14 protein-coding genes are annotated in these 12174 nt (G+C 73.9%); 5 read left to right on the top strand and 9 right to left on the bottom strand.

What is annotated here, in order from left to right; genetic code table 11:
- Positions 1-39: 39 nt before the first annotated feature.
- Together BLV02_RS30160 and BLV02_RS30155 are read right to left on the bottom strand one after the other, a co-directional pair.
- Positions 40-462 (bottom strand): molybdenum cofactor biosynthesis protein MoaE, encoded by a 423-nt coding sequence (locus tag BLV02_RS30160; protein WP_069114332.1) that lies wholly within the window; start codon positions 460-462, stop codon positions 40-42.
- 1 nt (position 463) lies between these two features.
- On the bottom strand, positions 464-1570 hold the full coding sequence (locus tag BLV02_RS30155; protein WP_216094527.1) for an NAD-dependent epimerase/dehydratase family protein: 1107 nt from the start codon (positions 1568-1570) through the stop codon (positions 464-466).
- A gap of 75 nt (positions 1571-1645) precedes the next feature.
- On the opposite strand from BLV02_RS30155, the gene BLV02_RS30150 reads away from it, so the two are divergent.
- Entirely contained in the window at positions 1646-2995 is a 1350-nt protein-coding gene (locus tag BLV02_RS30150; protein WP_069114333.1) for a zinc-dependent metalloprotease, read from the top strand.
- Entirely contained in the window at positions 2995-3549 is a 555-nt protein-coding gene (locus BLV02_RS30145; protein ID WP_069114334.1) for an NUDIX hydrolase, read from the top strand. The genes BLV02_RS30150 and BLV02_RS30145 overlap by 1 nt, the downstream gene beginning before the upstream one ends.
- Before the next feature lie 548 nt (positions 3550-4097).
- Here BLV02_RS30145 and BLV02_RS30140 read toward each other — a convergent pair.
- The gene (locus BLV02_RS30140) at positions 4098-4673 is read right to left on the bottom strand and encodes a hypothetical protein (protein WP_069114335.1); all 576 of its coding nucleotides are present in this window, start codon (positions 4671-4673) and stop codon (positions 4098-4100) included.
- A gap of 52 nt (positions 4674-4725) precedes the next feature.
- On the bottom strand, positions 4726-5343 hold the full coding sequence (locus BLV02_RS30135) for a M48 metallopeptidase family protein (protein WP_171906863.1): 618 nt from the start codon (positions 5341-5343) through the stop codon (positions 4726-4728).
- Between the two features lie 599 nt (positions 5344-5942).
- Here BLV02_RS30135 and BLV02_RS36835 point away from each other — a divergent pair.
- The 3 genes from BLV02_RS36835 to BLV02_RS30125 all read left to right on the top strand — a co-directional run bounded on the left by BLV02_RS36835 (position 5943) and on the right by BLV02_RS30125 (position 8557).
- Positions 5943-6101 (top strand): DUF5679 domain-containing protein, encoded by a 159-nt coding sequence (locus BLV02_RS36835; RefSeq protein WP_092623275.1) that lies wholly within the window; start codon positions 5943-5945, stop codon positions 6099-6101.
- Between the two features lie 75 nt (positions 6102-6176).
- Complete coding sequence (locus BLV02_RS30130; protein WP_069114336.1) at positions 6177-7250, top strand: hypothetical protein; 1074 nt, start codon at positions 6177-6179, stop codon at positions 7248-7250.
- Positions 7247-8557 carry an ABC1 kinase family protein gene (locus BLV02_RS30125; protein ID WP_083289140.1) on the top strand — a complete coding sequence of 437 codons (1311 nt, stop codon included), beginning with the start codon at positions 7247-7249 and terminating at the stop codon, positions 8555-8557. Before BLV02_RS30130 ends, BLV02_RS30125 begins: the two co-directional genes overlap by 4 nt.
- Before the next feature lie 6 nt (positions 8558-8563).
- Here the strand turns inward: BLV02_RS30125 and BLV02_RS30120 are convergent, their stop codons facing one another.
- The 5 genes from BLV02_RS30120 to BLV02_RS30105 all read right to left on the bottom strand — a co-directional run bounded on the left by BLV02_RS30120 (position 8564) and on the right by BLV02_RS30105 (position 12150).
- Positions 8564-8734, bottom strand: coding sequence for a hypothetical protein (locus BLV02_RS30120; protein ID WP_218133515.1), 171 nt, complete (start codon positions 8732-8734; stop codon positions 8564-8566).
- A 252-nt stretch (positions 8735-8986) separates the two neighbouring features.
- Positions 8987-9262 (bottom strand): hypothetical protein, encoded by a 276-nt coding sequence (locus BLV02_RS30115; protein WP_069114339.1) that lies wholly within the window; start codon positions 9260-9262, stop codon positions 8987-8989.
- 76 nt (positions 9263-9338) lie between these two features.
- Positions 9339-9614: a WhiB family transcriptional regulator gene (locus tag BLV02_RS30110; protein WP_083289141.1), complete on the bottom strand. Its 276-nt coding sequence runs from the start codon at positions 9612-9614 to the stop codon at positions 9339-9341.
- A gap of 104 nt (positions 9615-9718) precedes the next feature.
- Entirely contained in the window at positions 9719-9943 is a 225-nt protein-coding gene (locus BLV02_RS36020; RefSeq protein ID WP_141711813.1) for a hypothetical protein, read from the bottom strand.
- Positions 9944-10065: 122 nt separating this feature from the next.
- Positions 10066-12150, bottom strand: a complete 2085-nt coding sequence (locus tag BLV02_RS30105; protein WP_069114341.1) for an ATP-dependent DNA helicase UvrD2 — start codon at positions 12148-12150, stop codon at positions 10066-10068.
- Between the last annotated feature and the right edge of the window lie 24 nt (positions 12151-12174).

Below are 12174 nucleotides of genomic sequence, written 5' to 3'. Positions count from 1 at the left end.
GTCCTCACCTTGAAGACGCGGTGGGGCGGCCAGCGCGTTTCAGGGCGAGCCGACCCATTCCTCGCTGCCGTCGTCGAAGCGCTGGTGCTTCCAGATCGGGACCTCGCGTTTGAGGTCGTCGATCAGCTGGCGGCAGGCGGCGAACGCCTCCTGGCGGTGGCCGGCGGCGGCCGCGACCACGACGGCGGTGTCGCCGATGTCGAGGTGGCCGACGCGGTGGACGGCGGCCAGCGCGCGCAGCGGGTGCTCGGCGGCGACCTTCTCGGCCACTGTCCGCAGCGCCTCGGCCACCGTGGGGTGCGCCTCGTAGTCGAGGCTGGTGACGCCGCGGCCGCCGTCGGCCTCGCGGACCGTGCCGACGAACACGACGGTGCCGCCGGCGCCGCGGTCGGACACCGCGGCCAGCACCTCGTCGACGGAGAGCGGGTCGGGCCGCACGTCGAGCAACCGGATGACGTCCATCTCAGCTCCGCTTCCGGCGGCGGGCCTTGCGGACCACGACCGCCGTCCCGAGGATCGCGACGGTGGCGCCGGCGGCGCCGATGGTGGCCGCCGTGGCGGCGTCGCGCTTGCCGATGCGCCGCGACGCCAGCGCGTGCCGGCCGCCGACCTCTTCCATCAGCGCCCGCAGTGCCTCGGCGTTGTCGTAGCGCGGCTCCCAGCCGGACTTCCGCAGCCGCTCGGCGGCCACCACCCACGGCCGGGTGACGTAGTGCAGCTCGCTGGCCGGCGCCGGGGTGACGCCGAGCCGGTGCAGCCGCTGGGCGGTGCCGAACGCGAACGACGCCGGCAGCTCGATGCGGCTGCGCCCGGACAGCTCCTCGACGGCCAGCTGGTCGAGGTGGCCCTCGCTGCCGACGGCGACCGGGCCGCTGACGCCGTGCAGGACGACGTGCTCGAGCGCCGACGCCAGGTCGTCGACGTGGCAGAACTGCCAGGCCGGCTCGCTGCCCCGCACGACCAGCAGCCGCGGCGCCTCGAAGTGACGGGTGAGGACGGTGTCGATGCCGGGCCCGACGACCGCGGCCGGGCGGACCACCGTCACCGACATGCCGGGATGCGACCGCGGCGCCCGCGCGCTGAGGTCCTCGATCTCGAGCAGGTCGCTGATGACCGAGCCGTCGGGCTCCGCGCGCAGCGGGGCGTCCTCGTCCAGCGGCACGTCGTTGTCGGGATGCGCGCCGTAGACCATGGCGCTGGTGAGGACCGCGACGTGCTTGACGCCGGCCGCCGCGGACGCCGTCAGGATGGTCTGGGTGCCGCGCACGTTGCGGTGCGAGCGGACGGCGGGGTCGTCGGTGATGCCGATGTCGACCGCCGCGTGCACCACCGCGTCGACCCCGGCCAGCCGGGTGACGATGGCGGGATCGGTGAGATCCATCACGCGCCACGTGACGCCGTCGACGTCGCCGCGGGAGTCGTCGAGACCCACGACCTCGGCGACGTCGTCGCTGGCGGCCAGGCGTGCGGCCAGCAGGCGGCCGACCCCGGAGGCGGCGCCGGTGACCGCGACGACCAGCCCGTCGCCGCCGTTGCGCCCAGCGCGAACCCGGCCCGACTGTCTGCGCACGAAATCCCCTTCAACGACTACCGTGGAACGCATGAGGCGCTCCCGAACGCTTCCCATCCTGCCCGAGGCGCTGCCATGAATGATGTCCCCTTCGGTTTCCGTTCCTCCGACGACCCTGACGACGACCGGCCCGAGAAGTCCGGGGCCGGCTCCGGCGGGGCCGGTGGCTCCGGCCCGGACGATCCGTTGGGCGGGCTGTTCGGCATGTTCGGTCCCGGTGGTCCGGGCGGCCCCGGCGGCAACCCCGACCTCGGCGCCATGTTCCAGCAGCTCGGCCAGATGTTCTCCTGGTCCGGCGGGCCGGTGAACTGGGACCTCGCCAACCAGGCCGCGCGCGAGGTCGTCTCGGCCGCCGGCGACCGCTCGGTCAGCGGCAGCGACCGCCGCGAGGTCGACGACGCGTTCCGGCTCGCCGACACCTGGCTCGACGGCGCCACCACGTTCCCGTCCACCGGCGGCTCGCCGCGCACCTGGAGCCGGGCCGAGTGGGTCGAGGGCACCCAGGCCGCCTGGAAGGACCTCGTCGAGCCGCTGGCCGCGCGGGTCTCCGAGGCCATGAGCAAGTCGCTGCCGCCCGAGATCGCGCAGGCCGCAGGCCCGCTCGTCGGCATGATGCAGCAGGTCGGCGTCTCCATGTGGGGCGCGCAGGTGGGCCAGAGCATCGGCAAGCTGGCCGGCGAGGTGGTCGGCTCGGCCGACATCGGCGTGCCGCTGGCCGCCGGTCATCCGGCGCTGCTGCCGGCCAACGTCCGCGCCTTCGGCGAGGGCCTCGGCGTCGACGCCCGCGACGTCCTGCTCTACCTCGCACTGCGCGAGGCCGCCTACGTCCGGCTGTACGGCCACGCGCCGTGGCTGCGCGCGCACATCGTCGCGCTGGTCGAGGAGTACGCCCGCAACGTCTCCGTCGACACCAGCGCCATCGAGGAGAAGATGCGCGAGATCGACCCGCAGCGGCCCGAGGCGCTGCAAGAGGCGCTCGAGGGCGGGCTGTTCGACGTCCCGACGACGCCCGAGCAGCAGGCCGCGCTCGACCGCCTCGAGCTGGCGCTGGCCCTCGTCGAGGGCTGGGTCGACGACGTCGTCACGCAGGCGACGGCCGACCGGCTGCCGTCCGCGGCGGCGCTGCGCGAGACCGTTCGCCGGCGTCGTGCGTCCGGCGGGCCGGCCGAGCAGACCTTCGCCACGCTGGTCGGGCTGCAGCTGCGCCCGCGCAAGCTGCGCGAGGCCGCCGCGTTCTGGGCGGCGGTCCGCGAGGCCCGCGGCGCCGACGGCCGCGACGGCGTCTGGGCGCACCCCGACCTCATGCCCTCGGCCGACGACCTCGCCGACCCCGCCGCCTTCCTCGTCGTCGACCAGTGGGACATGTCCGGGCTCGACGACACGCCCGCTCCGCCCGAGGACGAGAACGGCGGCAGCCCGTCCTGATGCCGGTCGATTCGCTGCACGCCGACGCCGTCGCCGTGCTGTCGCAGTGGGCCGCGCCGTCGCCGTCGCAGGATGAGCTGCGACGGTCGTACCTCGACCTGCTGCGGGCCGAGCCCGGCGCGATGCGGCGCTCGTGCGTGCCCGCGCACCTCACCGGCAGCGCGCTGATCCTCGACCCCGTCGCGGAACGGGTGCTGCTGCTCCTGCACGGCCGCGCCGGCCTCTGGCTCCAGGCCGGCGGGCACTGCGAGGACGGCGACGGCTCGCTCGCGGCGACGGCGCTGCGGGAGGCCGCGGAGGAGAGCGGGATCTCGGGCCTCGTTCTGGGCGGCGGCGGTGCGCCGGTCAAGCTGGACCGGCACCCGGCGCCGTGCGCTCCCGGCGTCGCGGAGTGGCATCTGGACGTGCAGTACCTCGCGGTGGCGCCCGCCGGGGCCGTGGCCACGGTCAGCGACGAGTCCCGCGACCTCGGCTGGTTCCCGTACGACGACCTCCCGGCGCCGCTCGGCGGCGGGGTCGTCGAGTTGATCGCCGCCGCTCGCGCCGCCCTCTGACGCGTGCCGGGGGTGCCTCGGGTTGCCCGGTTGCCCCCGGCTGCCGTCGGCCGTCCCGGGCCCTCCCCCGGCAGTCGTCGGCCGTCCCCAGCCGTGGACCGTTCGGCGAGCGTGACCGGGCCGCTCCCGGCTCGTCGTGGCCGCGATCGCGCGGCGACTGTCGGTGCCCGCCCATAGGGTGGGAAGCCCTCCCAGCCGGGCGGGGTCCCAGCCCACCTCGCGCACGATCACGCGCCGCCCGCGACCCGCGACCTGGGCACTCCCACGGCCCGTCACCCGCGGCCCGTCACCGCGACCCGTCACCCGCGGCCGGTCGCGCACGACCTGTCACCCGCCGCTATGCCGCCCAGCTCGCTGCGCCGACCGGCGGGCGGCCGCAGCGGGCTCGTCGTGGCGGCGATCGCGCGGCAACTGTCGGTGCCCGCCCATAGGGTGGGAAGCCCTCCCAGCCGGGCGGGGTCCCAGCCCATCTCGCGCACGATCACGCGCGGCCTGCGAGCGTGGTCAGCCGGCCGCCCGAGGTGGGTCGCTCGCGGGCGGCACGGCCGTCACGAGCGCGCCGGCGCCTGCTGACCGGCGCCGGCGCCCGCCCCCGCGCCTGAGCCCGCACCCATCGTCCGGCGGCTGGGGCGCAACGCCTCGACGGTGATCCGGCCGCGCCGCACGCCGCTGCGAGAGTCCAGCCAGGCGTCCAGGAACCGCCAGACGACGGCGGCTTCGGCGGTCTCGCCGCCGACCACCGCGGCGATGACGCTGACGTGGGCGTCGCGCAGACCGGCGGCCAGGGCGCGGTCGCGGCGGCCGCAGCGGGAGCGGACCCGGGTGATCCGCTCGCCGAGATCCACGAACAGCCGCGCCTCGGCCTCGGTCAACCGGCGCGCGCCGCCCGGCACCCAGGGGCCGTCGGCCGGAGCCGGAGACGTCGTCGACGCCACGCGCATGACGAGTTCGCGCAGCGACTCGACCGCCTCCACCAGACCCTGCCGCGAGCTGTGACGCGACTGCAGCCAGAACGCCAGTACCGCGGCCAGGAACGTCGCCGGGACGGCGAGCGCGCCGGTCAGCAACGCGTCCCACGTGATGGTGCCGGTCGGGATGCCCACGAACGCCTGCGTCGATGTCACCGCAGGACGGTACCCATGATCCGCCACGAATCCACCCGAATCGGGCAGCGAGTCAGGCGGCGTCGTCCTCGTCGCCGGACTCATCGGGCCGGTCGGCGCCGGACCCACCGACGCCCGGCCCACCGGAGCCCGGCCCGGCCTCGCCGGGCTCGTCGTCCTCCTCGGACGGGGCCGAGCCCGCCGCGTGGCTGTAGCCGTCGAGGAAGCCGCGCGCCCGCTCGGCCCGCGGGTACGCCCCGACCAGCGCCCAGAACTCCGGGCCGTGGTCGTTGACCAGCAGGTGCGCCAGCTCGTGCACCAGCACGTAGTCGATGACCCAGGTCGGCAGGCCCTGCAGCCGGCTGGACAGCCGGATCGAGCCGTCGCTGGGCGTGCACGAGCCCCACCGGGCCCGCTGGCTGGAGCTCCACCGCACGCTGCTCGGCACCGCACGCCCACCGAGGTGCTTGCGCGACAGCTCACCGGCGCGAGCCAGCAGCGCTTCGTCGCTGGGACGGCGCCGCTTCTCCTGGGCCGCGAGCCGGTCGAGCATGACCTGGACCCAGCGACGTTCCTCGGCTTTGCTGAGGCGCGACGGGAGGCACACGACGATGCGGCCGTTCTCGCGGAACGCCGTGACCGTACGCCGGCGGCGCAGCGAGCGCCGTATCTCGACGTCCGGTGCCTCCATGGTTGCACCGTAGACCCATCCGCCTGCGAATGCGTGGATGCAATGTGGATAACCGGTCGAGATCGTCGCCTACGAGGCCAATGCCCGGCTCCGCCGCGTTCCTCGGAGCGACGTCGGCCACACTTTCTTCGTACACATGTGGTGGATTGTGTTTGCCCAGCTCAGAGCCGTCGACAATAGGTAGCCTCCAGGTTGTCAACACACTGCGCACCGGTGGTCCACAAGTACTCCGGTGGTCCTGCACAGGTCGTCCACAGAGTTATCCACAGCCTTGGGACGGTCCACCGCCGTTCCCGTTGCCGCCACCTCGGGATCGCCGTACGTTCACTGACATGTCCGGCGGCTCGAATCCCTTGCACACCACACTTCGCACGGGCCGCCCGATCCCGCTCGGCGGGATCTCGGAAAACGATGACATTTCCGCGCGTCCGGGGAAGGCGCGCGCCCGTCAGCGGAACTGAGATCCCGCCGAGCGCATTCTCGCTCGTCATTTCTGCCTCGAAGGATCCGCCGGCTGGCGTAATGTGTCGGCTCAACCACACGGGGGACGCGGCTGACCTGCTGCTTCCACTCCTGCAACGAGGAAAGGAAGGCCACGAATGGCTGAGACGTACACGGGGGAGTTCTACTGCGTGAAGTGCAAGGAGAAGCGCGAGGCCACCGGCGACATCGTCGTCAACGACAAGGGCACCCGCATGGCGAAGGCCACCTGCCCGGTCTGTTCGACGAATCTGAACCGCATCCTCGGGCGCGTCTGACGCCGGCCGGGCCCGCGCTCGCGGGCCTGTGGACAGCCGAACGCACGGCGGCGCCGAAACCGGCAGGATGCCGCTGTGCGTCCGATCCTCCACCCCGCGCTGAGCCGCACCTGGCGAGACGAGTCCACCTTGCAGGTGGGCGCGACGCCGCGGCTCGCGCTGGTGGTGGGCGGGCTGAGCCGGCCCGAGCGGGCCGTCGTCGAGGCGATGACCGGCGAGGCCGACCTCGCGGCGCTGCGTGAGCTGGCGGCGGAGGTCGGCCTCGGCCGGTCCGCCGCCGACCACCTCACCGAACTGCTGCTGGCGGCCGGCGCCGTCATCGACGGCGACCGGCCAAGCACCGAGCCCGGCCGCGAGCCCCGCGACGAACCCGGCGCCGGGCGGCGCCAGCCCGACCGCTCCAGCGCCGCGCTGCTGGCCCGTGCCCCGGCCGGCGGCGGCGACGTGCTGGCCGCCCGGTCCCGGCAGCGGGTCGACGTGCACGGCGCCGGGCGGGTCGGCGCGCAGATCGCCCGGCTGCTGGCGGCGGCCGGAGTGGGGACGGTCGCCGTGCTCGACGGCCAGCCAGTCCGCCCGGCCGACGTCAGCCCCGGCGGCCACCCGCCCGACGCCGTCGGTGCGCCCCGGCGGCGTTCGCTGGCCGCGCTGCTCCCGGCCGACGCGGGCGAGGAACCCGACGGCCGCCGGCCCGCGGCGCCGAGCCTGGCCGTCCTCGCGCCGAGCGGCGGCACCGGCCGCGACGAGGCCGCCGAGCTGGTGCGTCAGGGCATCCCGCATCTGCTCGCGCAGGTCGTCGAGGTGACGGGGGTGGTCGGGCCGCTGGTGCTGCCCGGCCGGTCGTCCTGCCTGCGCTGCCTCGACCTCCACCGCACCGCCCGCGACCCGCACTGGCCGCTCGTCCTCGACCAGGCGCTGCGCCGTCCGCCACCCGAGCCGGCCTGCGACACCGCGCTGGCCGCCGTGGTCGCCGGGCTGGCCGCCACCCAGGTGCTGGCCTGCCTCGACGGGTTCGCTCCGGCCGCGGTCGACGGCACCATCGAGGTGACGTTGCCGTCGGGGCTGCCGCGGCGGCGGAGCTGGACCCGTCATCCGCGCTGTGGATGCGGTTGGGCGAGCCGCGAGGGGGACGCGGCACAATGGGAGACGTGAGCGATCTGCCACGCAACGCCGTGAACCGTGCTTTCAAGCTCGCGTCACTGCCGCTCGGGCTGGCCGGGCGGGCGACGCTGGGCCTGGGACGGCGGCTGAGCGGCGCCTCGGCCGCGTCCGTCAGCGCCGACCTCCAGCAGCGCACGGCCGAACACGTCTTCCGGGTGCTCGGCGAGCTCAAGGGCGGCGCCATGAAGTTCGGCCAGACCCTGTCCGTGCTCGAGGCGGGCATCCCGGAAGAGCTGGCCGCGCCCTACCGCGCCACGCTTACCAAGCTGCAGGAGTCCGCGCCGCCGATGAAGGCCGCGACGGTACACGGCGTGCTCGCCGCCGACCTCGGGCCCGACTGGCGCGAGTGTTTCCAGTCCTTCGACGACGCACCGGCCGCGTCGGCGTCCATCGGCCAGGTGCACAAGGCGGTGTGGCACGACGGCCGCACGGTCGCCGTCAAGGTCCAGTACCCCGGGGCCGGCGACGCGCTGCGCGCCGACCTGCGCCAGGTCGCCCGGCTGGGCCGCTCCATCGGCGCGCTGGTGCCCGGCATGGACGCGAAGGCGCTGGTCGAAGAGTTGCACGACCGCATGGTCGAAGAGCTCGACTATCGCATGGAGGCCGACGCACAGGACGGGTTCGCGCTCGCGTACGGCGACGACCCCGAGTTCGCGGTGCCGCAACTGGTCGAGGGCGCCGAGCACGTGCTGGTGTCCGAGTGGCTCGACGGCCTGCCGCTGTCGAAGGTCATCGCCGAGGGCACGAAGGAAGAGCGCGACCACGCCGGGCTGCTGTACGTCCGGTTCCTGTTCTCCGGCCCGGCCCGCGCCGGCCTGCTGCACGCCGACCCCCACCCGGGCAACTACCGCGTCACGGCCGACGGCCGGCTCGGCGTTCTCGACTACGGCGCCGTCGCGCGGCTGCCCGAGGGCCTGCCGCCGTCGATCGGCCAGCTCATGCGCCGCGCGCTGGCCGGCCAGGCCGACGAGATGCTCGACGGCCTGCGCGAGGAGGGGTTCGTCAAGGCGCACATCGAGCTCGACCCAGAAGATCTCTACGACTACCTGTCGCCGTTCCTCGAACCCGCCATGGTCGACCGCTTCCACTTCAACCGGCCGTGGATGCGCGAGCAGTTCGCCCGCATCAACGACCCCCGCCGGCCCGGCTACTCCATCGGGCTGAAGCTGAACCTGCCGCCGTCGTACCTGCTCATCCACCGCGTCTGGATCGGTGGCCTCGGCGTGCTGTCCCAACTCGACTGCGAGGCGCCGTTCCGGGCCGAGCTGGAGCGCTGGCTGCCCGGCTTCAGCGGCTGACCGCCGTCACCACCAGGGGTTGTCGAGGCGTGCCTCGATGGAGCGCAGGTTGTCGCGCGCGCACCGGTCGCAGTAGTAGAGCGTGCGGCCGCGTTCCACGCTGCTGACCCAGGTCAGCGGCAGCTCCTCGGCGGTCGTCCCGCATTGCGCGCACGTCACCGGCACCGCTTCGGACACGCGGCTCTCCCCCGTGGTCGTCATGTGTTCCCCCCACCCATTGCGCCGAGGCATCAGAACCCCGGCCAGACATCGTCGACGGCGGCGACGGCCGGCCGCAACGACTGGTACTGACCACCCCGGACAACACGAACGACCCCGCACCGGTCGGACGGTGCGGGGTCGTTCGGAGTGTCGGCAACTGCTGAGACGACGCACGACGGGCGCTCAGGATGGCCCGGCCCGTCAGCGGACGGACCCGGCGTCACCCGGTCAGTAGGTGCGACTGCGCAGCGAGACGGCCGCGGCGGCCAGGTTCCTGGCTCGCTGCGCCGCCCGGGCGGCCCGCCGGTCCATCCGGCGGGCGGCCAGCACGCGTCGTACTCGTCGTTCTCGCATCGCTCGTTCGCGCTGCTCCGTACAGTGAGCCCGCGCGAGGGCTTCGTTCATGAGATGCATCTCGGTGCTCCTGAAGTCTCGGTACACGGTGGTGTCGGTGGTCTGCGGGTCGTCCGGAGTGGCCGCATCGGGCCGGAGCGTCGTGGTCATGTCGTGGTCCGTTCATCGGGGTCATCGGTCGTCGGCAGGTGCCGTTGGTGCCCAGTCGCGGTGTGTGCTGGTCTCACTACGCCGCGATCTCGTTCTTACGGGGACGGCCACGCGGACGCTTGCGCGCCACGATGGCTCCGGAGACGAAGAGCTCTCCGCCCCACACGCCCCAGGGCTCGGCCCGGTCCATCGCGCCGGCGAGGCACTGCTCCCGTACGGGGCACTCGCGGCACAACTGCTTGGCGTGTTCGACGTCAGCCGGCGACTCGGCGAACCACAGCTCCGGGTCCTTCTTGCACGGCATGGACTCGTCGGCCGCTACGGCCCGATCGAGAACGCTGGTCAGCATCATGAGTTCGGTCACCTCCCTTCCACGTGAGTCGGTTCTGGGCAAACAAAAAGGCCGCGGATCCCGGGTGGGGGTCCGCGGCCTCGGAGGCGCCGGTCGTCTCATGGCTAGACCGGTGGACCCCAAGTGCGGACACGCACGCCCTGCTTGACCCCATCGACGAGGTGCGTCGTCGCGCCAGTGCTACCTGCCTGCGGACGCACTTCTCCCGTCAGCGGGGCGGTGACGGGCGCGATCATGCGCTCCCGAGAGCTCAGGGAGACGCCACGGAGGGAAGGCGCATAGGCGAAGCCGACACCGCTCTGCAACGGGTTCAATGTCGTGATCTCCATCAGGCGTCCCTCCTTTCGGCGTCGATCCCGAGCCGGGCCTTCCGACTCGTGGGCACGTCGTATCGCAACGCGCCCGGCAATGCTAATGCGGGTCGCATGTAAGGGGCAACCCATTTTTACGCTCATTCTTCGACGACTTCGCGACACAGCTCCAGGACGTCGGCGCCGTAGCGTTCGAGCTTGGTGCGGCCGACCCCCGGGATGGCGGACAGCTGCGTCTCGTTGACCGGCGTGGACTCGGCGATCGCGACCAGCGTGGCGTCGGTGAACACGACGTAGGCCGGCACCTTCTGCTCCTGCGACCGCTCCAGCCGCCAGGCACGCAATCGCTCGAACAGCGCTTCGTCCATGGACGACGGGCAGCTGCCGCACCGGCCGAGCTTGCGGTCGACGGCGTCGACCAGCGGCGCGCCGCAGACCCTGCAGCGGGCCGGCGCGCCGGACTTGCGGCCGCGGCCGGCGCCACGCTCGGGACGGTGGTCGCTGCGGGCGCCGCCGCCGGGCCGGACGCCGTCGAGGAACCGGCTGGGCCGCCGGTTGCCGCGGCCGCCGGGCTGGCGGGCCAGCGACCACGACACGGACAGGTGCTCGCGGGCCCGGGTGACGCCGACGTAGAGCAGCCGGCGCTCCTCCTCGATCTGCGCGGGTGTTTCGGCGTAGCTCAGGGGCAGCGTGCCCTCGTGGCAGCCGACGACGAAGACGGCGTCCCACTCGAGCCCCTTGGCGGAGTGCAGCGAGGAGAGCGTGACGCCGTCGGCCGTGGGGGCGTGCTGGGCCGCGGCGCGCGCCTCGAGCTCGTCGACGACGTCGGCAAGACCCGCGCCGGGCTTGGCGGCGACCACCTCTTCGGCCAGCGACACCAGCGCCGCCAGCGACTCCCAGCGCTCGCGGGCCGCGCCGCCGCCGGCGGGCGGGGTGGGCGACCAGCCGGCCGTGGAGAGGATGGCGGACGTGGCCGCGGCGGCGTCGGGGGCGTCGGGCGCGCCGTCGGCGGTGCGGACGGCGGCGCGCAGCAGCATGGCCGCCTGGCGCACCTCGCCGCGGTCGAAGAACCGCTCGGCGCCGCGGACGGTGTAGGCGACGCCGGCGTCGGCCAGCGCCTGCTCGTACGCCTCGGACTGCGCGTTGACCCGGAACAGCACCGCGATCTCGCGCTGCGGCGTGCCGTTGGCGACCAGCTTGGCGATCTGCCCGGCCACCCACGCCGCCTCGGCCAGTTCGTCGCTGTGCTCGACGAACGCCGGCTTCGGGCCGGCCGGCCGCTGCGCCTCGAGGACGACGCCCTGGTGCGCCTCGCGGGCGGCGCGGAGCACGGAGTTGGCGACGCCGACCACCTCGGGCGTGGACCGGTAGTCGCGGAACAGCCGTACGACGGTGGCGCCGGGGAAGCGCTGCGGGAACCCGATGAGGTAGTCGGGCTGGGCGCCGGCGAAGGAGTAGATGGTCTGGGCGGGGTCGCCGACGACGCAGACGTCGGTGCGCTCGCCCATCCAGAGGTCGAGCAGCTTCTGCTGCACCGGCGAGACGTCCTGGTACTCGTCGACCACGAAGTGGTGGTACTGCGACCGGACCTGCTGGGCGACGCCCGGGTGCCCGGACAGCAGGCCGACGGCGGCGAGCAGGATGTCTTCCATGTCGAGGACGTTGCGGTCGGTCTTGAGGTCTTCGTACGCGGCGTAGACCTTGGCGACGGACTCGGGGTCGACGTTGCCGACCTCGCGGTGCGCGGCCTCGGCCGCCGTGACGTAGGACTCGGGCAGCACGTTGCTGACCTTGGCCCACTCGATCTCGGAGGCGAGATCGCGCAGCACCGTGCGGTCGGTGGGCACCCGGCAGCGCGACGCCGCCGAGCCGACGATGGGCAGCTTGCTCGAGCTGATCTCGGGGAGGTCGGCGCCGGTGATCTGTGGCCAGAAGTAGCGGGCCTGGCGCAGCGCCGCGGAGTGGAACGTGCGCGCCTGCACGCCCTCGGCGCCGAGCGAGCGCAGCCGCCCGCGCATCTCGCCGGCCGCCCGGGTGGTGAAGGTGACGGCGAGCGTGCGGCGCGGGTCGAACGCACCCGTGTGCACGCCGTGGGCGATGCGGTGGGTGATGGCGCGGGTCTTGCCGGTGCCGGCGCCGGCGATGACGCAGACCGGCCCGCTGAGCGCCGACGCGACCGCTCGCTGCTCGGGATCGAGGCCGGCGAGGACGTCGGGTACGCGCATCGCCCCATCCTCGCAGCCGGTACC

It is taken from the genome of Jiangella alba, assembly GCF_900106035.1.
Lineage (GTDB): Bacteria > Actinomycetota > Actinomycetes > Jiangellales > Jiangellaceae > Jiangella > Jiangella alba.
Note: the sequence above shows the minus strand (reverse complement) of the source record. Positions and strands in the feature narration are given on the sequence as shown.